At 43.5% G+C, this 23113-nt stretch carries 19 protein-coding genes, 15 tRNA genes and 2 pseudogenes; 16 read left to right on the forward strand and 20 right to left on the reverse strand.

Going from position 1 to position 23113, the window contains the following annotated elements; all coding sequences use genetic code 11:
* Positions 1-59 precede the first annotated feature (59 nt).
* From FKN05_RS00440 to FKN05_RS00510, 16 genes and pseudogenes are all read left to right on the forward strand, one after another.
* Positions 60-986 (forward strand): chemotaxis protein CheV, encoded by a 927-nt coding sequence (locus FKN05_RS00440; RefSeq protein ID WP_099611585.1) that lies wholly within the window; start codon positions 60-62, stop codon positions 984-986.
* Between the two features lie 10 nt (positions 987-996).
* Complete coding sequence (locus tag FKN05_RS00445; RefSeq protein ID WP_099611584.1) at positions 997-1824, forward strand: protein-glutamate O-methyltransferase; 828 nt, start codon at positions 997-999, stop codon at positions 1822-1824.
* Positions 1825-2247: 423 nt separating this feature from the next.
* Positions 2248-2646 (forward strand): flagellar basal body rod protein FlgB, encoded by a 399-nt coding sequence (gene flgB / locus FKN05_RS00450; RefSeq protein WP_099611582.1) that lies wholly within the window; start codon positions 2248-2250, stop codon positions 2644-2646.
* The gene (gene flgC / locus FKN05_RS00455; protein ID WP_099611581.1) at positions 2647-3063 is read left to right on the forward strand and encodes a flagellar basal body rod protein FlgC; all 417 of its coding nucleotides are present in this window, start codon (positions 2647-2649) and stop codon (positions 3061-3063) included.
* Positions 3064-3079: 16 nt separating this feature from the next.
* Positions 3080-3784: a flagellar hook assembly protein FlgD gene (locus FKN05_RS00460; protein ID WP_099611580.1), complete on the forward strand. Its 705-nt coding sequence runs from the start codon at positions 3080-3082 to the stop codon at positions 3782-3784.
* A gap of 28 nt (positions 3785-3812) precedes the next feature.
* On the forward strand, positions 3813-5117 hold the full coding sequence (flgE, locus tag FKN05_RS00465) for a flagellar hook protein FlgE (protein ID WP_099611579.1): 1305 nt from the start codon (positions 3813-3815) through the stop codon (positions 5115-5117).
* A gap of 232 nt (positions 5118-5349) precedes the next feature.
* Positions 5350-6099 carry a flagellar basal-body rod protein FlgF gene (locus tag FKN05_RS00470; RefSeq protein WP_170886570.1) on the forward strand — a complete coding sequence of 250 codons (750 nt, stop codon included), beginning with the start codon at positions 5350-5352 and terminating at the stop codon, positions 6097-6099.
* A gap of 16 nt (positions 6100-6115) precedes the next feature.
* Entirely contained in the window at positions 6116-6904 is a 789-nt protein-coding gene (gene flgG, locus FKN05_RS00475) for a flagellar basal-body rod protein FlgG (RefSeq protein ID WP_099611577.1), read from the forward strand.
* Between the two features lie 23 nt (positions 6905-6927).
* Positions 6928-7707 (forward strand): flagellar basal body L-ring protein FlgH, encoded by a 780-nt coding sequence (gene flgH / locus FKN05_RS00480; RefSeq protein ID WP_099611576.1) that lies wholly within the window; start codon positions 6928-6930, stop codon positions 7705-7707.
* Between the two features lie 91 nt (positions 7708-7798).
* On the forward strand, positions 7799-8884 hold the full coding sequence (locus FKN05_RS00485; protein WP_170886572.1) for a flagellar basal body P-ring protein FlgI: 1086 nt from the start codon (positions 7799-7801) through the stop codon (positions 8882-8884).
* A 10-nt stretch (positions 8885-8894) separates the two neighbouring features.
* Positions 8895-9812: a flagellar assembly peptidoglycan hydrolase FlgJ gene (gene flgJ / locus FKN05_RS00490; RefSeq protein ID WP_170886573.1), complete on the forward strand. Its 918-nt coding sequence runs from the start codon at positions 8895-8897 to the stop codon at positions 9810-9812.
* Between the two features lie 162 nt (positions 9813-9974).
* A pseudogene (gene flgK / locus FKN05_RS16855) lies at positions 9975-10946 on the forward strand (flagellar hook-associated protein FlgK); the annotation flags it as partial.
* A 240-nt stretch (positions 10947-11186) separates the two neighbouring features.
* Positions 11187-11900 (forward strand): annotated as a pseudogene (locus FKN05_RS16860) (flagellar basal body rod C-terminal domain-containing protein); the annotation flags it as partial.
* A 12-nt stretch (positions 11901-11912) separates the two neighbouring features.
* A complete protein-coding gene (flgL, locus tag FKN05_RS00500) occupies positions 11913-13106 on the forward strand; it encodes a flagellar hook-associated protein FlgL (protein ID WP_099611572.1) in 1194 nt (397 codons plus the stop codon).
* 437 nt (positions 13107-13543) lie between these two features.
* The gene (locus tag FKN05_RS00505; RefSeq protein ID WP_099611571.1) at positions 13544-14683 is read left to right on the forward strand and encodes a flagellin; all 1140 of its coding nucleotides are present in this window, start codon (positions 13544-13546) and stop codon (positions 14681-14683) included.
* A gap of 455 nt (positions 14684-15138) precedes the next feature.
* Positions 15139-16272 carry a flagellin gene (locus FKN05_RS00510; protein WP_099611570.1) on the forward strand — a complete coding sequence of 378 codons (1134 nt, stop codon included), beginning with the start codon at positions 15139-15141 and terminating at the stop codon, positions 16270-16272.
* Between the two features lie 191 nt (positions 16273-16463).
* Here FKN05_RS00510 and FKN05_RS00515 read toward each other — a convergent pair.
* From FKN05_RS00515 to lolB, 20 genes are all read right to left on the reverse strand, one after another.
* Positions 16464-16548, reverse strand: a tRNA-Leu gene (locus FKN05_RS00515).
* 45 nt (positions 16549-16593) lie between these two features.
* A tRNA-Gln gene (locus FKN05_RS00520) sits at positions 16594-16668 on the reverse strand.
* Positions 16669-16745: 77 nt separating this feature from the next.
* Positions 16746-16822 (reverse strand) — tRNA-Met (locus tag FKN05_RS00525).
* 13 nt (positions 16823-16835) lie between these two features.
* Positions 16836-16920: transfer RNA gene (locus FKN05_RS00530), tRNA-Leu, on the reverse strand.
* 45 nt (positions 16921-16965) lie between these two features.
* A tRNA-Gln gene (locus tag FKN05_RS00535) sits at positions 16966-17040 on the reverse strand.
* A 34-nt stretch (positions 17041-17074) separates the two neighbouring features.
* Positions 17075-17159 (reverse strand) — tRNA-Leu (locus tag FKN05_RS00540).
* A 45-nt stretch (positions 17160-17204) separates the two neighbouring features.
* A tRNA-Gln gene (locus FKN05_RS00545) sits at positions 17205-17279 on the reverse strand.
* A 13-nt stretch (positions 17280-17292) separates the two neighbouring features.
* A tRNA-Leu gene (locus FKN05_RS00550) sits at positions 17293-17379 on the reverse strand.
* A 40-nt stretch (positions 17380-17419) separates the two neighbouring features.
* Positions 17420-17494 (reverse strand) — tRNA-Gln (locus FKN05_RS00555).
* Between the two features lie 38 nt (positions 17495-17532).
* Positions 17533-17617 (reverse strand) — tRNA-Leu (locus FKN05_RS00560).
* A 25-nt stretch (positions 17618-17642) separates the two neighbouring features.
* Positions 17643-17727, reverse strand: a tRNA-Leu gene (locus FKN05_RS00565).
* Positions 17728-17772: 45 nt separating this feature from the next.
* Positions 17773-17849: transfer RNA gene (locus FKN05_RS00570), tRNA-Met, on the reverse strand.
* Positions 17850-17928: 79 nt separating this feature from the next.
* Positions 17929-18003: transfer RNA gene (locus FKN05_RS00575), tRNA-Gln, on the reverse strand.
* A gap of 36 nt (positions 18004-18039) precedes the next feature.
* Positions 18040-18124 (reverse strand) — tRNA-Leu (locus tag FKN05_RS00580).
* Between the two features lie 44 nt (positions 18125-18168).
* Positions 18169-18245: transfer RNA gene (locus tag FKN05_RS00585), tRNA-Met, on the reverse strand.
* 291 nt (positions 18246-18536) lie between these two features.
* On the reverse strand, positions 18537-19628 hold the full coding sequence (ychF, locus tag FKN05_RS00590) for a redox-regulated ATPase YchF (RefSeq protein ID WP_099611569.1): 1092 nt from the start codon (positions 19626-19628) through the stop codon (positions 18537-18539).
* Positions 19629-19639: 11 nt separating this feature from the next.
* Positions 19640-20230: an aminoacyl-tRNA hydrolase gene (gene pth / locus FKN05_RS00595; RefSeq protein ID WP_099611568.1), complete on the reverse strand. Its 591-nt coding sequence runs from the start codon at positions 20228-20230 to the stop codon at positions 19640-19642.
* Between the two features lie 145 nt (positions 20231-20375).
* Entirely contained in the window at positions 20376-21320 is a 945-nt protein-coding gene (locus tag FKN05_RS00600; protein WP_099611567.1) for a ribose-phosphate pyrophosphokinase, read from the reverse strand.
* Positions 21321-21349: 29 nt separating this feature from the next.
* Positions 21350-22237: a 4-(cytidine 5'-diphospho)-2-C-methyl-D-erythritol kinase gene (gene ispE / locus FKN05_RS00605; protein WP_099611566.1), complete on the reverse strand. Its 888-nt coding sequence runs from the start codon at positions 22235-22237 to the stop codon at positions 21350-21352.
* A complete protein-coding gene (gene lolB / locus FKN05_RS00610; protein ID WP_099611565.1) occupies positions 22219-22833 on the reverse strand; it encodes a lipoprotein insertase outer membrane protein LolB in 615 nt (204 codons plus the stop codon). Before lolB ends, ispE begins: the two co-directional genes overlap by 19 nt.
* Positions 22834-23113 lie beyond the last annotated feature (280 nt).

Below are 23113 nucleotides of genomic sequence, written 5' to 3' on the forward strand. Positions count from 1 at the left end.
TGTGGCCTGATTTAGACTATCACTTTTCCTTATAAAAAGTTTGAGATGGAGATGAGCTTATGACGGGTATTCTTGATTCTGTGAATCAACGTACGCAACTTGTCGGTCAAAACCGAATGGAACTATTGACTTTCCGTCTTAACGGGCGTCAACGTTATGGTATTAACGTCTTTAAGGTTAAAGAGGTTCTTCAATGCCCTAAGCTTACTGCCATGCCTAACTTGCACCGTTTAGTGAAAGGTGTTGCCCATATTCGTGGTCAAACCGTTTCAGTGATTGATATGAGCCTCGCGGTTGGTGGCCGTCCAACGGTTGATGTCGATAAAAGTTTTGTTGTCATTGCGGAATTTAACCGCACCATCCAAGCTTTTCTAGTCAGCTCTGTTGAGCGTATTGTTAATATGCACTGGGAGTCAGTACTACCACCACCTGATGCAGCTGGAAAGGGCAACTATCTCACTGCGGTGACCAATATCGATAATGAATTGGTTGAAATACTTGATGTAGAGAAAATTCTAGCAGAAATCGCGCCAGTAAATGAAACGATGAATTCGAGCATTGGCGAAGAGATCGCGCAAGCTGAGCAAGAAAAACAGATAGTCCGTCGAATCTTGATTGCTGATGATTCAAGCGTCGCTCGTAAGCAGGTACAACGAGCGATTGAGTCGATTGGTTTTGAATGTATTTTGACTAAAGATGGCAAAGATGCCTATGAAAAGCTACTGAGTATGGCTGAAGAAGGTAGTATTTATGAACAGATTTGTCTGGTCATTTCTGATATTGAAATGCCTGAAATGGACGGCTATACATTAACTGCAGAGATTCGCCGTCATAACGATTTAAAAAACCTTTACGTAATCCTGCATTCATCCTTGAGTGGCGTATTTAACCAAGCGATGGTTGAAAGGGTCGGAGCCAATAGCTTTATTGCTAAATTCAACCCTGATGAACTTGGCAATGCGGTGAAAGCTGCATTAGTAGAATAAAGAGAACTGAATGACTGCTATTACTATCAGCGATCAAGAATATCGCGATTTTTGTCGGTTTTTAGAATCCCAGTGCGGTATCGTACTGGGAGACAGTAAGCAATATTTGGTGAGAAGTCGCCTTAGCCCACTGGTGACCAAATTTAAGTTAAGCTCTCTTTCCGATCTACTGCGTGATGTCGTGACCGGGCGAAATCGAGAGCTACGTGTTGCCGCCGTTGATGCCATGACAACCAATGAAACCTTATGGTTTCGTGATTCATATCCTTTTACGGTACTCTCTGAACGCTTACTGCCCGAAATGGCCAAAAATAAGCGGCCACTAAAAATATGGTCAGCCGCTAGTTCTTCCGGTCAGGAGCCATATTCAATGGCGATGACCGTACTTGAACTACAACAAAAAAGACCAGGCATGCTACCGAGTGTATCGATTACGGCCACGGATATTTCTAATAGTATGTTAGATATGTGTCGTGCTGGAATTTACGATAACTTAGCATTAGGTCGAGGGTTATCACCAGAGCGTCGACGTGCTTTCTTTGAGGAAGTCGGAGATGGGCGTATGCGGATTAAAGATAACGTTAAGCGTTTGGTTAATTTTCGCCCACAAAATTTGATGGAAAGTTATGCTCTATTGGGTAAGTTTGATATCATATTTTGCCGTAACGTATTGATTTATTTCTCTCCAGATATGAAAGCTAAAGTGCTGAATCAAATGGCCAGTAGTTTAAACCCCGGTGGTTATTTATTGCTTGGCGCATCAGAGTCACTGACGGGCTTGACCGACAAATTTGATATGGTGCGCTGTAATCCAGGTATCATTTACAAACTTAAATAATACTGAATATATCCAAACAACTTGGAGTTGCAGGTAGGCGGCAAGTGAGTGACAAATTTGTCTGGAACAAATTTGAACAGCCGTTGGCCTTTGGTGAGCGCCACGGATGGCTCTCATCATCCCCATGAGCATAGACAGGCTATGTTCATGGGGTGAAAGAACGTAGCCAACACCCCTGCAGCTTCAAGTGGGAAGGATATAACAAATTAATATCGTATTGACCCGGACTTGTTCCGGGTTTTCTTTCTTTGTCTATTCTTTTTCTATGACTTGGTCTAAATTTTGCGTTAAGGCTTCCTGCACGCATAGGGCGTGTTTATTGTGAGTGGCGAGAGCCGATCATGATACGCAGGTTTTTAAAGTTGGTATGTTAATTGCTTTAAATAATCTAATCACGGTCAGTTCTTAGTTAAAGAGGCAAACATGGCTATTTCTTTTGATAAAGCACTCGGTATACATCAACATACGGTTGGTGTGCGTGAGCGTAATGCTGAGGTCATTGCGACCAACATTGCTCAAGCTAATACTCCAGGCTTTAAAGCGAAAGGAATGGACTTTAAACGGGCATTGCAAGCGGCAAGTTCAGGGGCAAGCATTAGTCTTAGCCGAACAGATGGTCGGCATATTCCTGCCTCAAAAACGGTCACAGGGGAAATGCTTTACCGGACGCCAACTCAACCCGATACCGGTGATGGCAATACGGTCGATGTCGATTTGGAGCGTAATTTATTTATGCAAAACCAATTGCGTCATCAAGCCTCGCTGGACTTTTTAGGAAGTAAGTTTAAGAACCTCACTAAAGCAATTACTGGAGGCAACTAGATGGGCTTATTTAATGTATTCAATGTGACTGGTTCTGCCATGAGTGCTGAGTCTGTTCGTCTAAATACAACCTCAAGTAACTTGGCCAATGCCGACAGCATCAGTAGCTCAGCGAAAGAAACTTATAAAGCTCGGCATGCGGTGTTTGGCGCTGAATTAAATAAAGCCCGTTACCGTAATGATCCGAATGTTCCAGTAAAAGTGTTAGGTATTGTGGAGAGTGACAAGCCACTGACTGCAGAATTTAATCCAGCTCATCCTTTAGCCAATGATGAGGGGTATATTTATAAACCCAATGTTAACGTTATGGAAGAAATGGCTAATATGATTTCTGCTTCTCGTTCATACCAGACGAATGTACAAGTTGCTGATGCAAGTAAACAAATGCTGCTGCGTACGCTGCAGATGGGTCAATAAGAGTAGGGGGTAGCAGATGGCCGGAATCAATAATATTGGTCAAAGCGGATTGTCCTATGTCGACCAGCTAAAAGCGCTGCAAGATCAGAAAAAGCCGACAGAAACCACAGGTAAACAAGATCTTAAGCAAGAAGATTTTCTTTCTTTGCTGACCAAACAGTTAGCACAACAGGATCCGTTTAAGCCCGTCAGTAATGATCAAATGATTGCCCAAATGGCTTCTTTTGCCACTGTTGATGGTATCGGAAAAATGAATGAACAGTTTGAGAATCTCAATTCATCGATGACCTCAAACCAAGCTTTACAAGCCTCGTCACTGGTTGGACGCGATGTATTAGTCCCCGGTGCTGCTGGTATAAAAACCGATGGCCCAATGGCGGCCATGGTGAAGCTTCCGCAATCCGTAGAAAACCTCTTCATCCGCATTGAAAATGAAGCCGGTCAATTAGTTCGTACTTTTGATGCTGGAGCTAAACTCGGCGGTGATAACCGCATTGAGTGGGACGGCAACGATGAAAACGGAAATCCCTTGCCGGACGGCAAATATAAAGTCAAAGCATCAGGGTTACTTGACGGAGAGAACGCTGAATTTGGAGTATCAACCTACGCCAATGTCAATAGTGTTCTGCTTGGAAAGGGTGATGGTAACGTACTACTCAATCTGGCTGGTTTTCAATCACCAGTGCGACTTGCTGAAGTACTCGAAGTTGGCAAAGCATAACCATGCTAGCTAGATAGGAGAATTAGTCATGTCATATATATCTCTTAGTGGTTTATCTGCCGCTCAGTTAGATCTTAATACCACCAGTAATAATATTGCGAACGCCAATACTTATGGCTTTAAAGAGTCAAGGGCTGAGTTTGGTGATGTTTACTCAACATCACTATTTACCAACTCGAAAACGACGCCTGGGCAAGGTGTTCAAGCGAATAAAGTTGCGCAGCAGTTTCATGAAGGTTCAAGTATTTATACTAATAATCCGATGGATTTACGTATTGCTGGAACCGGTTTTTTTGCGGTCGCTAAAGATCGTTTGATTCCTCAACAAAATGAATTAACGCGTAACGGGGCTTTCCACCTAGATAAAAATAACTATATGGTGACCTCAAATGATCAATATTTATTAGGTTATGAAGTGAATCCAGATAATGGAGAAGTTCTTTCCTACGAGCCTAAACCGATTAATATCCCAGCACAATTTGGTAAACCTAAACAAACGGGCAATGTTGAGCTTTCAGCAAATTTACCTGCTAATGGTGACTTAAAAGATCCCGCCTTGTTCGATTTTAATGATCCCGATACTTATAACCGAACAACCTCTTCGACCATTTATGACTCAATGGGGCAGCCCTATAAGCTCACCACCTACTATTTGAAAGATCAAAACGAAAATAATAAGTGGAATACTTACTACACGGTTACCGATAAAACGGGTGAGAAACCGATTAATATTGCCAATGGTGATGCCACATCACCTTCAGGCCATGTTGGACATACGTTACGATTTAATAATGATGGTACACTCGCCAGCTTAAACAGCGGTAATCCGATTGTCTCTAACCCACTTGGGGATGGTGAGAATCCGATTGATCTAAATGGTGCTGATGGGAGTCAAACACTGGGATTTGATTTAAATGGTGCGACGCAATTTGCCGCTCCTTTTGAACTCACCAAGTTTGATCAAGACGGTGCGACGACTGGCTTTTTAACCAAAATTGATTTTGATGAATATGGTAGTGTATTAGCCACGTATTCCAACGGACAAAATGTCACTTTGGGGAGAGTCGGCATGGTACGAGTTGCCAATGAGCAAGGGTTGGATAAAAAAGGTGGCACCCAATGGGATGCTACGCAACAGTCTGGCGTTAAAATTTGGGGCGAGTCGAGTAAAGGCTCTTTTGGTACCATTAGTAATGGAGTATTGGAGCAATCCAATATCGACATGACTCAAGAACTGGTCGACTTAATTTCTGCCCAACGTAATTTCCAAGCAAACTCTCGTTCGCTTGAAGTACATAGCCAATTGCAACAAAATATTTTACAAATTCGCTAATTATTTGCTCAATTTTAGCCATTGAGCAAATAGAGGGCACAGCTCGAATTGGTTTGATACTGGTTCGAGCTTTTGTTTTTTATTTCCATTCTCATTTATTCTTTACCGCTGTATTGCCGGGTTGCCACTTCATCTGCATATTAAAACTCTAACTTATTGATCTAGAATTGTTTTATGTTTTGGTACGTTAATTGCTTATTTAGTTATTATTGATGATAGTGGAGAACCCCGAATGGATCGTGCTCTGTTTCTTGCCATGAGTGGCGCCAAACAAAATATGCAGGCGATGCAGCTAAGAGCGAACAACCTTGCCAACGTCAGTACGACAGGGTTTCGTGCAGATCTAGAGCAGGCTCGTTCAATGCAAGCGTATGGCGATGGGCTTCCTAGCCGAGTATTCAGCATGACTGAGCGGCCTGGAAATCGCTTTGATCAAGGCAGTGTCATCACCACTGGTCGAGATTTGGATATCACTATTCAAGGTGATGGTTGGTTATCTGTTTTAGATAAAACAGGTAAAGAAGGGTTAACCCGCAATGGTAATCTACGGATTGATGAAAATGGTTTATTGCTGAATGGTAATAATCATCTAGTGCTCGGTGAAACCGGGGCTCCGATTACGCTGCCGATTCCTCTGAATAAAGTTGAGATTGGTAACGATGGCACGATATCTGTTCGTCCACAAGGGGCTCCCGCGGATGCGATGGAAATTGTTGATCGCATCAAGTTGGTTCGCCCGAATAATCAATCACTTTTTAAAGATATTAATGGGTTATTTCGGTCTAAAGAACCGACAGCCGAATATGAAGCTGATGCGAATGTAAAAATTCTCACCGGTGCTCTTGAAGGCAGTAACGTCAATGCGGTTGGTGAAATGACCAGCTTAATTGATTTACAGCGTCAGTTTGAAATGCAAGTCAAAATGATGAGCACTGCAGAAGAGATGGATAAATCATCGGACTCTTTGCTTCGTATGAGCTAAGTAAGAGGAATTTAATATGCAACCTGCACTATGGGTAAGTAAAACGGGTCTTGATGCACAGCAAACGAATATTGCTACTATTTCGAACAACTTAGCGAACGCTTCCACTGTCGGGTTCAAAAAAAGTCGTGCTGTTTTTGAAGATTTGTTCTACCAAAATATTAATCAACCGGGTGGTCAATCATCACAAAACACGGAGTTACCTAGTGGTCTGATGTTAGGGGCTGGCTCAAAAGTGGTGGCAACGCAAAAAGTTCATACCAATGGCAATGCACAAACCACCAATAATAGTTTAGATATGATGATTGAAGGTGATGGCTTTTTTCAAATCTTGATGCCGGATGGAAATATTGGTTATAGCCGTAATGGACAATTCACGCTAAATGCAGAAGGCGTTATTGTAACCTCAGGGTCAGGATACGCCCTTCAGCCAGAGATTGTCATTCCTGAAGATGCCATTTCCATTACCGTCGGTAATGATGGTGAAGTTTCGGTTCGTTTACGCGGTCAGCAAGAAAACCAAGTCTTGGGGCAAATCACTACCGTCGATTTTATTAACCCTGGTGGCTTAGAGCCCGTTGGACAAAACTTATATTTACCCACTGGAGCCAGTGGCGATCCTCAAGAGGGAGTCCCTGGGTTGGATGGGCTTGGTAACATTCGTCAATCAATGCTAGAAAGCTCCAACGTCAATGTGACCGAAGAACTGGTCAATATGATTGAAGCTCAGCGTGTGTATGAAATGAATTCCAAAGTGATTTCTGCCGTGGATAAAATGATGAGTTTTGTTAACCAACAGCTGTAATGACTAACTAAGAGACTATCTTTATGAAACATCTATTGAGTTTACTCGTTATTGCTTTTCTTTCTGGATGTAGCTTATTACAGCCACCCGTTGAGACTGCGGATGTTATCCAAGGGACAACCGTGGTTGATGCGGTTGAAGGAGATAAAGCTTCAGAAACAAGCTCAGGACTTATGGATACGCTGCGTAATCGTGCTGACCCGGTCGCTGGCGATCCGGCTTGGGCACCGATTTACCCTAAAGCTAAGCCCGAGCATTATGCAGCGGAAACGGGTTCGTTATTTAATTTGGCTCGAGCGAACAGTCTTTATGATGATACTAAACCGCGTGGTATTGGTGACATCATTACGGTCAACTTGAATGAGAATACCAAAGCGGCAAAAAGTGCTGATGCGGATTTATCCAAAAATAACGATGCAACGATGGATCCATTAAATGTTGGCGGCCAAGAGCTAAATATTGGCGACTATAACTTCTCCTATGCCTTAAAGAACAATAATAAATTTTCTGGTAGCGCCGAAGCGAATCAAAGTAACAGCATTAAAGGTTCTATTACAGTTGAAGTGATTGATGTACTGGCCAATGGTAACTTAGTGATCCGTGGTGAAAAATGGTTGATGTTAAATACCGGAGATGAATACATTCGTCTTAGTGGGACGATTCGCCCCGATGATATTGATGCAGAAAACACCATTGCATCTAACCGAATTTCTAATGCCCGTATCCAGTATTCTGGCACAGGAACCAATCAAGATATGCAAGAACCCGGTTTCTTGGCACGATTTTTTAATGTCTCTTTGTAAGGGTTATAGCTCAGTCGATATTTTGACTGTGTAAACGAGGATTAACCGCTAACTCAAGCGTGGTATCTCATAAAGAGCAAGGTGACTCACCATGAAAAAATTTACTGTGTTATTAATGATGCTGGTCGCCACTAGCGCTCATGCTGTTCGTATTAAGGATGTGGCTCAGGTTGCGGGTGTCCGTAGTAACCAACTGGTGGGATATGGCCTTGTGACCGGTTTACCTGGCACAGGAGAGTCAACCCCCTTTACCGATCAAAGCTTCAATGCGATGCTACAAAATTTCGGCATTCAGTTGCCGCAGGGAACAAAACCGAAAACGAAAAACGTTGCCGCTGTGATTGTTAGTGCTGAATTACCTCCATTTTCCAAACAAGGGCAGACGATTGACGTCACCGTGTCTTCTATTGGGTCTGCTAAGAGTTTACGTGGCGGGACATTAACACAAACCTTTCTTAAAGGCTTAGATGGTCAGGTTTATGCGGTTGCACAAGGTAATTTAGTGGTGAGTGGCTTTAGTGCAACTGGAGCCGATGGGTCAAGCTTAGTTGGTAACAACCCCACTGTGGGGATTATTTCTAGTGGGGCTATGGTAGAAAGAGAAATTCCGTCCCCATTTGGGCGTGGTGATTTTATTACCTTTAATCTATTCCAATCTGATTTTACAACAGCACAGCGTATGGCTGATGCGGTTAACCAATTTTTAGGCCCAGAAATGGCCTCAGCCATTGATGCGACCTCGGTGCGAGTTCGAGCGCCAAGAGATGTGAGCCAGCGCGTTGCATTTTTATCGGCGATTGAAAATCTCGAATTTGATCCCGCGGATATGGCTGCCAAGATCATTGTCAATTCTCGAACCGGAACCATAGTGGTTGGACAGCACGTACGTTTAAAGCCTGCCGCGGTCACTCATGGTGGCATGACGGTTGCTATCAAAGAAAACTGGAATGTTTCTCAGCCAAATCCTTTAGCGGGGGGAGATACTGCAGTTATTCCGGATACTGAAATCGAAGTTACTGAGAAACAAGGAAAAATGTTTAAACTAGAGCCAGGCGTTACCTTAGATGAACTGGTTCGTGCGGTGAATGAAGTTGGAGCGGCTCCTTCTGATCTGATGGCTATTTTACAAGCCTTGAAAAATGCTGGGGCCATTCAAGGTCAACTGATCATTATCTAAGAGGTTCAGGATGATTAATAACGCGAATGATATTGGCTTTATTCATGATATTGCTAGCTTAGATAAACTTCGCCAGAAAGCGGTAAGTGGTGATGACGGCGCAGAAAAAGAGGCATTAACAGCAGCCGCAAGGCAATTTGAATCGATCTTTACTTCGATGATGTTAAAGTCGATGCGTGATGCGAATTCATCCTTTAAATCAGAACTTTTTAGTAGCCAAAATGAAGATTTTTATCGACAAATGCAAGATGAGCAGATGATCAGTGAGCTCAGTGCATCAGGATCGCTTGGTTTAGCCGACATGATCGTTGCCCAGCTTTCTGTTTCAGATGGTAAACATGTTGAGGGGGATGACCGTTTTCAAGACACGATGCAACGGGTAAAAGCTGCGCGAGAAGCTGAGAAAAACCGTCCAAGTCATGTCGAGACGACAACGACGTTGGATCATCGTGTGCATGCATTTGATAGTCCTCAATCATTTGTCTCATCGTTAAAACCTTATGCGGATAAAGTAGCTAAAACACTCGGTGTTGATGCCTCCTTACTACTAGCACAAGCAGCTTTAGAGACTGGTTGGGGGCAAAAACTGGTTTCTAATGCACGAGGCAGCAGTAACAATTTATTTAATATCAAAGCGGATCGAAGTTGGCAGGGGGAGCGAGTTGCCACTCAAACGCTGGAATATCATGAGCAAATACCAGTAATGGAAAAAGCAATGTTTCGTGCTTACCCAACATTCCAAGAGAGTTTCGATGACTATGCTCATTTTCTGGCCAGTAATCCTCGCTATCAGACAGCATTAGAGCATGGTGGAAATAATGAAACCTTTATCCGAGGCATTCATCAAGCTGGTTATGCGACAGATCCTCACTATGCGGATAAAGTGTTACGAGTTAAAGCTCAAATCGATCAAATGGATTCTATCTAACAGCCTAGGATGTTTTGCTTATTTTAAGTGAGCATCCAACCCTCAATTATTTTTATCCTTTATTTTCTTGAAGTTAGATGCTTTTTTCTTGGCTTGAATATTGCTAGATATTTAGTAGTTAGCTAGTCAGAACTGGCATTTACGGTTTTTTTGGGGGGCAATATGGCGTCTGATCTTCTGAATCTGGGTGCGCAAAGCGTATTAACGGCTCAGAGACAACTCAACACCACAGGTCATAACATTGCTAATGCAAATACCGAGGGATACAGTCGGCAGTCTGTGATTCAAGGTACCAATCCACCGCGTCAATACGGTGGTGAAACGTATGGTATGGGTGTTCATGTGGAAAATGTTCGCCGCTCTTGGGACCAATTTGCCGTTAAAGAGTTAAACCTTGCCACTACTGACTATTCCTTCAAGCAAGATACCGAAGAAAATTTGGATATGTTGTCCAAACTGCTTTCTTCGGTGGCATCGAAAAAAATTCCAGAAAATTTAAATGAATGGTTTGATGCTGTAAAGTCACTCGCGGATAGCCCTAATGATGTCGGGGTTCGTAAAGTGGTTTTAGAAAAAGCAGGATTAATTACTCAAAATTTAAATGATTTTCATGAAACGGTACGTCGTCAGTTTGATATTACTAATAAAGGGTTAGATGTAGGTATTGAGCGTATTAACCAACTGGCACTAGAAATTCGTGATGTGCAACGGTTGATGATGAAAACACCGGGACCGCATAACGACTTAATGGATCAGCATGAGAAATTGGTATCAGAATTATCGCAATACACCAAAGTGACGGTGACGCCGCGTAAAAATGCTGAAGGATTCAATATTCATATCGGCAGTGGTCATACGCTGGTATCAGGAACCGAAGCCAGCCAACTAAAAATGATCGATGGTTACCCTGATGTAAAACAGCGCCGGTTAGCGATTGTCGAAGGGAATACCCTTAAACCGATTTCAGAAAAAGAGATTGGGGGAAAATTGGCGGCTCAGTTTGAGATGAGAGATGAGCACATCCCCTATTTAATGGATGAAATTGGTCGACTTGCCATTTCCTTTGCCCATGAAATCAACCAACTACAAAACCAAGGTTTGGATTTACGTGGTAATGTAGGAGAAAATATTTTTAGTGATATGAATTCAGCGTTTATCGCCCGATCACGCGTGGTGACGGCGAGTAACTCAAGCGCTGACATTGCTGTGTATATCGATGATCTTAGCCAGTTAAAAGGTGGCGAGTTTTCGCTGTCATATAATGGCAGTAGCTATATTGCCACCTTACCGGATGGTCAGCAAAAACCATTAACGCTGAATCAGGGCTACCTTTCACTGAATGGTTTAAAGATACAGATCAATACCCCACCAGATATCGGTGAACGCGTTATTATTCGCCCAACTCGTGATGGAGCCGCGGACATCAAAATGGCAACCAATGACGCGACAAAAATTGCCGCACAGAGTTATCAAGCTTCAACCTCTTTTGCGCAGGGCAGCGCTAAATTTACCATTGCGCAAGTTGGCGATGTCAAAGAGTTTGAAGCTTATGTTCTGCCAAGTTCAGACGAGACAAGTAATGAGATGGAAATCCGTATCGTTGATAAAAATGGACAGTTATTGGCAACGCAACCTTATCAATTTGCTCCTGGTGAAGCGGCATTAAATGTGGTGATTCCAGCTCAAACTCCAGGTGGGCAAGCGACAGAGTTTAGCTTAACCAGAGGTGCCGTCGTCAATGATAAATTTACGGCTAACCTTAACCCCGCAGAAGGGGATAACGGTAACTTGCGTAACATGCTATATCTGCAAACCAGTAAGAAAATGAACGATCATGAGTCGACCATTATTAGCCTTTACCATAATTTAAATACTGATTTTGGTTTGCAACTGTCGACCGCTTCACGTCTTACCGATGTCGCTCGTCTAGAAAAAGATTCTGCACAGTCAAGAATTGCCTCAGTATCGGGGGTTAATTTGGATGAAGAAGCCGCGAACATGATGAAATTTCAACATGCTTACATGGCTTCATCTCGCATCATGCAAGCTGCGAATGACACCTTCAATACCATTTTACAGTTAAGGTAAGGGGGATGATAAATGCTTAATCGTATTTCTAGCTTCCATAATTATCAATCCGTACAAAATGATCTTCGTCGGCAAGAAAATAAAGTACACCACAATCAAGCACAGCTCGCTTCGGGTAAAAAGTTACTCTCTGCGGGCGATAATCCATTAGCAACCCATTACATTCAAAATGTCACTCAGCAAGAAGAGCAGTTACGTCAATACCTTGATGCCATTGTGTTAGTACGTAACCGATTAGAGCACCAAGAAGTCATTATCTCCAATACAGAAGATTTCGCGGATAAAACCAAGCGGATGGTGATGGAAATGATCAATGGCTCGCTATCTCCTGAAGACCGAGCGGCCAAAGCACGTGAAATTGAAGAAATTTCTAATAACTTTTTCAACTTAGCCAATGTGCAAGATGAATCTGGTAATTATATTTTTGCTGGGACGAAGCCTAAAAATCAGCCTTTTTTCCGTGATAATTCAGGCAATGTCAGTTACTTCGGTGATGATTATCAACGGAAGATGAAAATATCCAGCAGCTTAGAAATTCCCTTTAATACACCGGGAAGTGATATTTTTATGAATATTGATAACCCATTTGGTGATTTTGAACCAGATTATGATCTCCGTGATGGATCGGAGTTACTGCTGGAACGTGCAACCAATACGGACCCTGATGATTTAGCCCGTTATAAAGTGACCTTTGTTGATCTACAAAATGGTAATTTTGCCTATCAACTTGAGCGCAATGGTGAAGTTGTTGCAGTCGATGATCTGAATCCTCGTGAGGGTATCCAGTACCAAGGTGTGACGATTCATTTTAAAGGGGAGATCACGGCAGGCGATGCTATTTCACTCACTCCGCGTAAAACATTTAGTATTTTTGATACGTTTAAGCAGGCAATAGATTTATCAGAAGGTTCGGTTTCTGATGCGTCTAATACCGCAAAATTGCATCAAGTCACCGAAGAGTTCCATAGCGCTTTCATCCATCTAAATAAAGCAAGAACGGAAGTGGGGGCTCGCCTCAGTACGTTAGATATTCAAGAAGACCAGCATGAAGACTTTAAAATCAGCTTAGCGAGGTCGAAAAGTCAGTTTGAAGACTTAGATTATTCTCAGGCTGTGATTGAATTTAACGAAAATTCACGGGCATTACAGGCCTCACAGTTGGCTTTTGGTAAAACAAAAGATTTAACGCTATTTAACTACTTGTAACTTAACTACTTGTACCTTAAATACCTGTAACGGTTTATGTTGCCATATGTGCTATGCCATATGTGCCAAAGAACAGGAGTGTCACTAACCGGTTTATATGGTTTAGGGGAGTGGACAGAGCGATGGAAAGAAAAGGCTCGGTTGAGCAAAAGCGGCAAAAGAGCGGCAAGATGGGCGGTAAATTTTGCAGTGATTCTTTTTGGGCGACTTTTATAAAAAAAGAATACTTTAAAAGTTCATTAAAAACAATATGTTAGTTAATTATTCCTAATGGGTAAAAAGTTGGCATATAAATTGAATTACTTAAATCAGAGTTGATACAACCCGTTTTTAAATATGCCAGAGGCATGTTTGGCAAGTGATTTACGGTCAGTGCTTCCAAGAGAGTAAAGCTGACCGCTTCGCAAAGGCTTGCGAACTCGATAGGAGAGCAAAGTATGACCATTAACGTAAATACCAACGTATCGGCAATGACCGCCCAACGTTACTTGAATAAATCAAGTAACGATTTAAATACCTCGATGGAGCGTTTGTCCTCTGGTAATCGGATTAATAGTGCCAAAGATGATGCCGCTGGTTTACAAATTTCAAACCGTTTAACGGCGCAATCGCGCGGTCTTGATGTAGCAATGCGTAATGCTAATGATGGTATTTCTATTGCTCAAACCGCTGAAGGGGCAATGAATGAGTCAACCAGTATCTTACAGCGTATGCGTGACTTGGCTCTGCAATCTGCCAACGGAACTAACTCTTTATCTGAGCGCCAAGCGCTAAATGAAGAAGCATCAGCTCTGCAAGATGAGCTGAACCGGATTGCGGAAACAACCTCATTTGGTGGTCGTCGACTGTTGAATGGATCGTTTGGTGAAGCATCCTTCCAGATTGGTTCAAGCTCTGGTGAAGCGATTATTATGGGTTTGACCAGCATTCGTGCTGATGATTTTCGGATGGGTGGACAGTCTTTTATTAGCACGGAAGGTAAAAATAAAGACTGGGCTGTTCCATCAACGGCTAATGATCTTAAGTTTGAGTTCACTGATAAAGCTGGCGAACCTGTTGCCATCGATATTTTAGTCAAAACTGGTGATGATATTGAAGAAGTGGCCACTTACATTAATGGTCAGACTGATCAGCTTACCGCTTCTGTCGATGAAGACGGAAAACTGCAAATTTTTGTCGCTGAACCGAATATTGAAGGTAACCTGACCATTTCGGGCGGGTTGGCTACCGAATTGGGGTTAGAAGGCGGCCCTGGTAAAAAAACAACGGTGCAAGATATTAATATCACAACAGTTGGTGGTTCACAGAATGCCGTCGGGGTGATTGATTCAGCATTAAAATACGTTGACTCACAGCGTGCCGATCTCGGAGCGAAGCAAAATCGCTTGAATCACAGTATTAACAACTTGGCTAATATCCAAGAAAACGTTGAAGCATCAAAGAGTCGCATTAAAGATACCGACTTTGCGAAAGAGACAACGCAATTAACCAAAGCACAAATATTGCAACAGGCTGGTACCTCCATTCTAGCTCAAGCAAAACAGTTGCCAAACTCTGCAATTTCATTATTGCAGTAGTCCCCTGGTTCTTCATTGATAAGCTCAGACGTGAGTATGTAATGAAGATACCTTGGCAAAGTGTGATTATTGGTGATTAGTAAGTTCTCTCAGATACACCTGCTTGCTGATTGAAAGTAATCATACACTCAGGTTAGCCTAAATGTGTTCATTTCTCTTGATCTCCACATTGGCAATGGCTACCTACCATAGCCCCGGTTCTCTCAAAGGAAAAGGGGCTTTTTCTTTCTTTCTTTTTTATTTTTCATTGCTTATTTTTTCTTCATTTTTGGTGTTACTCCCCTAAATTCCCATCGAGTTCAGATCTTTTTTATCAATAAAGCATAATTTCGTTAAAGAAATATCTCTATGAGTCGTTAATAGAAGTAACTTTGAGAGAACTACGTGGTATTCCGAGACGTCGGAAACCGTTCGGGCAGTTCCGCTACGTCTAAAAACGAATAGGAGACACCAATATGGCGGTCAATGTAAATACCAACGTGTCAGCGATGACGGCACAACGTTACCTAAACAGCGCAACCAGCGCACAACAAACTTCAATGGAGCGTCTATCATCTGGTTTTAAAATTAATAGCGCTAAAGATGATTCGGCAGGTTTGCAAATCTCTAACCGTTTGAATGTACAAAGCCGTGGTTTAGATGTTGCGGTGCGTAACGCGAATGATGGTATCTCAATGGCGCAAACCGCCGAAGGTGCGATGAATGAAACCACCAACATCCTACAACGGATGCGTGATCTATCGCTACAATCGGCCAACGGCTCTAACTCAAAATCTGAGCGTGTTGCGATTCAAGAAGAAGTCGGCGCACTTAATAAAGAGTTGAACCGTATTGCAGAAACGACCTCATTTGCCGGTAACCGACTACTGAATGGCACGTTCCAAACTAAAGCATTCCAAATCGGCTCGCAAAGTGGTGAAGCAGTGATGCTCACCATGAAAGATATGCGTAGCGATAATGAAATGATGGGCGGTAAGAGCTACGTCGCGCAAGACAGAGCTGGCGGTGAAAGCTGGAAAGACTGGCGTGCGGCCGCTGGCGATCAATTAACCATCACGATTAACGGTGCAGCCGACCCGATCACCATCGACGCAAAAGCGGGTGATGATATCGAAGAATTAGCGACTTACATCAACGGTCAAACGGATGCAGTACAAGCATCTGTTAATGAAGAGGGTAAATTACAAGTTTTTGCCAGCAACAAAGATGGCGTAGAAACGGTCGCCTTCGGTGGGGGGTTAGCAACCGATTTGGGGATGTCTGGCCCATCAGAAGTCACCATTAATGATCTTGATGTAACCACGGTGGGTGGTGCGCAAGAAGCGGTGGCCGTTGTCGATGCAGCGTTGAAATATGTTGATAGTCACCGTGCAGAACTGGGGGCATTCCAAAATCGTTTCGGACATGCCATTAATAATCTAGAAAACATTAATGAAAATGTGAATGCATCGAAGAGCCGGATTAAAGATACCGACTTTGCGAAAGAAACGACGGCCTTGACCAAAGCGCAAATTCTTGGACAAGCCTCCAGCTCAGTCCTTGCGCAAGCGAAACAAGCACCTAATGCGGCTTTAAGCCTATTAGGTTAATGAAAAGAAAGAAATAACACAAAAATCCAGCTTCGGCTGGATTTTTTATTCCTTCGATTTGTTATTTGTAGTCGAAGTGCTTCTTACAGTAGATGGTAAGAAAAGATAAATATAGTGATAAACGATAAACGGTAAGATACCTTCAGATGTTAGATAAAACAAAACCCAGCTTAAGCTGGGTTGTTTATTAATGGTGCGGAAGGAGAGACTTGAACTCTCACACCTTGCGGCGCCAGAACCTAAATCTGGTGCGTCTACCAATTTCGCCACTTCCGCACAAATTTTATAGACAATCCGAGTGAGTCGAATCATCGTTGTAAATGGCAGGTCTACCTGGATTCGAACCAGGGAATGGCGGCATCAAAAGCCGCTGCCTTACCGCTTGGCGATAGACCTGTAACTTGTTGAATCAATCAACATTAGCAACAAAAATAACTTCATTGCACTTTGAATATGACTAAATATTCAAAAAATGGTGGCTACGACGGGATTTGAACCTGTGACCCCATCATTATGAGTGATGTGCTCTAACCAGCTGAGCTACGTAGCCATAATATAATTAATGGTGCGGAAGGAGAGACTTGAACTCTCACACCTTGCGGCGCCAGAACCTAAATCTGGTGCGTCTACCAATTTCGCCACTTCCGCACAAATTTTATAGATAATCCGAGTGAGTCGAATCATCGTTGTAAATGGCAGGTCTACCTGGATTCGAACCAGGGAATGGCGGCATCAAAAGCCGCTGCCTTACCGCTTGGCGATAGACCTGCAGATGCTAGCCAGGCTATGCATGTTAAAAGCATGGTGCGGAAGGAGAGACTTGAACTCTCACACCTTGCGGCGCCAGAACCTAAATCTGGTGCGTCTACCAATTTCGCCACTTCCGCACAAATTTTATAGACAATCCGAGTGAGTCGAATCATCGTTGTAAATGGCAGGTCTACCTGGATTCGAACCAGGGAATGGCGGCATCAAAAGCCGCTGCCTTACCGCTTGGCGATAGACCTGTAATACTGAACTTGGTGCGGAGAGAGGGACTTGAACCCTCACGTCCTAACGGACACTAGCACCTGAAGCTAGCGCGTCTACCAATTCCGCCACCACCGCAAATTCAGTGAATGCTTTGACAGTATTGAGTTAAATAAATTGGCAGGTCTACCTGGATTCGAACCAGGGAATGGCGGCATCAAAAGCCGCTGCCTTACCGCTTGGCGATAGACCTACATCAGTCAGCAGTGATAAAACTGATAACCTTTAATATGGTGCGGAAAGAGAGACTTGAACTCTCACACCTTGCGGCGCCAGAACCTAAATCTGGTGCGTCTACCAATTTCGCCATTTCCGCAAATTGTTTATTCATAATGAGACGATGGTGCGGAAGGAGAGACTTGAACTCTCACACCTTGCGGCGCCAGAACCTAAATCTGGTGCGTCTACCAATTTCGCCACTTCCGCGTCTCATTATTAATCGTCATTTATTATAAATAACGTTTAATATAATGGTGGCTACGACGGGATTCGAACCTGTGACCCCATCATTATGAGTGATGTGCTCTAACCAACTGAGCTACGTAGCCATCTTTTCAGAGCGAGAAACTATAATACAATCTCGCTTTGAGTTCCAATGGTTTTTACACATTGAAACATAAGGAATAATGGCAGGTCTACCTGGATTCGAACCAGGGAATGGCGGCATCAAAAGCCGCTGCCTTACCGCTTGGCGATAGACCTACAGCCACCTTGCTTTATTAAAGCCAGGCCTAATTATGGTGCGGAAGGAGAGACTTGAACTCTCACACCTTGCGGCGCCAGAACCTAAATCTGGTGCGTCTACCAATTTCGCCACTTCCGCATCTTTCCTAAAAACTCTAAATAAACAAAAGAACATTTAGGAAATGGTGGCTACGACGGGATTTGAACCTGTGACCCCATCATTATGAGTGATGTGCTCTAACCAGCTGAGCTACGTAGCCAAAACAAGGGTATTTTATTTACCATTGCCGTTCTCAGTGAGGTATTGCCTTATCGCTGAGAACGGTGCGCATTATGCGGATATGGCCTCAGAGCGTCAATAGTTTTTTTGAATAAATTCTCTTAAATCAACCGTTCGAGTTTTTTTTAAACAAAGAGCGTTGTTTCTGATCAAAAACAGCGGGTAAAGCAACAAGGTGATTGCTTTTAACTCAATACAACTTTGCAATTATTATTGCATCGATAAAAGAAAAACAGCCAACGCGAGGTTGGCTGTTTGATGGAAAATAAAGTTATACATTAAAACGGAAGTGAATAACATCGCCGTCTTTGACAATGTAATCTTTGCCTTCTAAACGCCATTTTCCGGCTTCTTTGGCACCACTTTCACCATTGTATTGGATAAAATCATCATAACCGACCACTTCAGCACGAATGAAACCACGCTCAAAATCGGTATGAATTTTCCCTGCAGCTTGTGGCGCAGTCGCACCGACAGGAATAGTCCATGCTCTTACTTCTTTGACGCCTGCCGTAAAATAAGTTTGTAAATCAAGCAATTCGTAACCTGAACGAATGACTCGGTTTAATCCGGGTTCCTCAATACCTAAATCGGCGAGGAATTCATCCCGCTCTTCATCCTCTAATTCAGATAGTTCTGATTCAATCGAGGCGCAAACTGCCACGACAGAGGCTTGCTCTTTTTCAGCGTGCTCCCGAACGGCATCAAGGTAAGGGTTATTTTCGAATCCTTCTTCGTTAACATTGGCAATGTACATCGTAGGCTTAAGCGTTAGGAAGTTTAGGTAGCTCACCGCTGCCAGTTCTTCTTTGGTTAACGATACAGAACGAGCTGAGCCGCCTTCAGTTAGAACGGGTAACAGTTTTTCCAAAACGGTTAGTTCGAACTTCGCCTCTTTATCACCACCTTTCGCCCGTTTTACTTGGCGTTGAATGGCTCGTTCACAACTATCTAGATCAGCCAGAGCTAGTTCTAAGTTGATGACTTCAATATCTTCAAGTGGTGATACTTTACCTGCAACGTGTACGATATTTTCATTTTCGAAACAACGTACGACATGGCCAATGGCATCGGTTTCTCGGATATTGGCTAGAAATTTATTTCCTAACCCTTCCCCTTTTGATGCTCCCGCTACAAGACCGGCAATATCAACAAACTCCATTGTGGTCGGTAAGATGCGCTGTGGTTTGACGATTTTTGCTAATGCGTCAAGACGTAGATCGGGAACCGGAACAACACCTGTGTTTGGTTCAATGGTACAAAACGGAAAATTTGCCGCTTCAATACCTGCTTTTGTTAGTGCATTAAAAAGAGTTGATTTACCAACGTTAGGCAAACCAACAATGCCACATTTAAAACCCATGCTTTGTAACCTTATTCAGCTTTGAACGTGTGTAAGCGATTTTGCGCTTTTGTTAGGCCATCTTTGAGTAAGATATCTAGGCTGCGAACCGATTCGTCCACCGCTGCTAGTATGCACTCTTGCTCTTTGCTTGGAGCTTTGCCTAGCACATAGCCTGCTACTTTATCTTTATGTCCCGGATGACCAATGCCAATTCGAAGACGGTAAAATTCTTTATTATTGCCTAGTTTACTGATGGTGTCTTTTAAGCCATTGTGACCACCATGTCCACCACCTTGCTTAAACTTAGCAATACCAGGGGGGAGATCAAGTTCATCGTGGGCAATCATGATCTGCTCTGGATTGATTTGATAAAACTTTGCCATCGCAGCAACGGCTTTACCGGATAAGTTCATAAACGTGGTGGGGATCAGTAAGCGTAGATCTTCACCATGCACCATAATCCGGCCTGTTAAACCATAAAACTTCGGTTCACTTTTCAAGACGCAGTGGTGGACTCGAGCCAGTTCTTCTATCACCCATGCTCCGGCATTGTGCCGAGTATTAACATACTCAGGGCCCGGGTTGGCTAGCCCGACAAGTAATTTAATTGGTTGACTCAAGGTTTGGATCCCTTAGCAAACGAAAAAGCGCGGTATGATAGCATAGAAAAGAGTCGTAGGGCGAGATGGCCTTTGCGGTCAGTGCGCGAGAAATAAAACGCCCCATCATCGATGAGGCGTGATTATAGTATGAACGGGTGAACGTTTAGTTAAACATCGCCGAGATAGACTCTTCGTTGCTGATGCGACGGATAGCTTCAGCCAGCATGCTAGAAAGGGTTAACTGAGAAACTTTTCCGGTTGCTGCCATTTCTTTTGATAAGGTGATGGAGTCGGTAACGATGACTTGGTCGAGAACTGAGCTTTTGATGTTTTTCGCGGCATTACCAGAGAAAACGGCGTGGGTTGCATAAGCAAAAACTCGTTTAGCTCCGCGCTCTTTCAGAGCTTCAGCCGCTTTACACAATGTACCTCCGGTATCGATCATGTCATCAACAATCACACAATCGCGCCCTTCAACATCACCGATTAGGTTCATGACTTCAGAAACATTGGCACGCGGACGACGTTTGTCAACGATGGCAATATCAATATCACCGAGTGCTTTGGCCGTTGCTCGAGCACGAACAACACCACCTAAATCAGGAGAAACCACAACGGGATCTTCTAAATTACGTGCTTTCATATCTTCGAGTAACACAGGTGTACCAAAAATATTATCAACGGGCACATCGAAGAAGCCTTGGATTTGCTCGGCGTGTAGGTCAATGGTTAATACGCGGTCAACGCCTACGTTAGAAAGGAAATCGGCAACAACTTTTGCCGTGATCGGTACACGTGCAGAGCGAACTCGGCGATCTTGGCGAGCATAGCCAAAATAGGGAATAACGGCAGTAATACGGCCTGCAGAAGCGCGGCGCATTGCGTCAATCATTACCACCAATTCCATTAGGTTGTCATTGGTTGGCGCACAAGTCGATTGAATAATAAATACATCGCTACCACGAACATTTTCGTTGATCTGCACTGCCACTTCTCCATCAGAGAAACGTGAAACAGTAGCATCACCAAGGGAGATGTATAGACGATCAGCAATACGTTGGGCTAGTTCAGGTGTGGCGTTACCAGCAAATAGCTTCATATCAGGCACGGTGGAAACCTCAGGGTTGCGTCCAGTTTTTAATTAGGTTGGGTGTGGGCTGATTGGTAGTCAGCCAGCGTCTCTTTTAGCGGTGATATATTGCGCCCTTGGGACACAAACGCCGAGACATCGTCAGGGAGCCTGGCAAGGACAGCTTCTGCATCTTTTTTGCTCAAAAACTCAGCAAAAACGCAAGACCCCGTCCCGGTCAATCTTGACGGCGCGTATTGTAGCAGCCATGAAAGTTGCTTATCAACCTCTGGGTAAAGCATTCGGACAATTTTTTCGCAATCGTTTTCGTATTTCATGGCGAGAAGGGTCGCTAAATCACGCTTTGGCGTGTTTCTCGATAAATCAGGATGGGTGAAAATATCTTTCGTCGCGATACTGACTTTGGGGCGAATAACTAAAAACCATTTTTCATCAAGCGTAATCGGATGCAACTGTTCGCCAACGCCTTGAGCAAAAGCAGCGGCTCCATGGATGAATACCGGAACGTCCGCGCCTAAGGTGAGCCCGATGTTTGCTAGTTGTATATCGGTTAGCCCAGTGTTCCAGATATAATTCAAAGCTACCAACACGGTTGCCGCATTCGATGAGCCGCCGCCAATACCTCCCCCCATCGGTAATCGTTTTGTGAGTTGAATACGAGCGCCTTGTGAGCAGCCCGTTTGACGCTGGAGGGCAGTTGCTGCTCTCCAAATAAGATTATCTTGCTCTGTTACACCGGCCAGTTGTGGGGTCAGTTGAATGATACCATCCGACGTTGGCGTAATCGTGAGCTGGTCGCCATAATCGAGAAATTGAAACAGAGTTTGTAATTCGTGGTAACCATCAGGTCGTTGTCCGTTAATATACAAGAAAAGATTGAGTTTAGCGGGCGAAGGCCAAGTCGTGGAATTCGGATTCATGGGGTTAACGTCCATTGAGATATCACCAAATTAATAGAAGTCGACTCTTGGGATAGTGTGAGTTTTTCAGGCAAAGGCAAGGTTATTTGTTGCCATGGGTATTCACGGTAACGCTGATAGTTCACTCGCCAAGTCTGTTGTTCGATGGTTTTATCTAACCAAGCCAACGTATTATGGCTGTTGAGATCAAACTGATCGGCTTGGGATGGTAGACCCAATATCCATTCTTGTAATAATTCGATGGGGAGGTCTAAGCCCGTTAATTGCTGAACTAATTGTTGAGCGCTGGTCGCTTGATAGAGGCGATCATCATGAGTCAGAACCTGGGCTCCGTGCTCATTGAACGACAAGTTTAAAATGGTTTGTCCGAGAAAGGTCGTAAGCCTTAACTGAGTACCGTTGCTGTCGGTTTGCCACTGAAAGTGAAGGGATTGCCGTTGTTCTGGAGAGCGATACCCTAACTTTCCCACCAGTTGGAAGTGTTTGATTTTTTTTAATTGATCCTGATGTGTTTGCCATTGGACCTCACTTATCGGCTGCGAGATAGTACTACAGCCAGTGAAGGTCATGATGAAAAAAAACAACAGAAAAATTTGTGCTTTAGCGGTCATAGTGTCTTCGTTATTTATCCATGCTTAACGTATCTGTTATCTCGTTTGTGGTCAGGTGTCGCCAGTTCTCTATCCTATGAGTATTTACCTATCGCATGAGTATTGGAATAGGGCAAGTCATTGCTGTATTGCTACTCACTTTTATTATATTGATACCAACTTATATGTTGAGACTGATGATTCACTTTACGTGTTTTAAGTCTGAAAGTCGTGCTTACTATATCATTGATGTCACGAACTCAGAAAAACAAATCCCGCCGACCCTTTCAATCATTTGGTG

Source organism: Vibrio sp. 1-1(7) (assembly GCF_013048485.1).
In the GTDB taxonomy this organism is placed as follows: domain Bacteria; phylum Pseudomonadota; class Gammaproteobacteria; order Enterobacterales; family Vibrionaceae; genus Vibrio; species Vibrio fujianensis.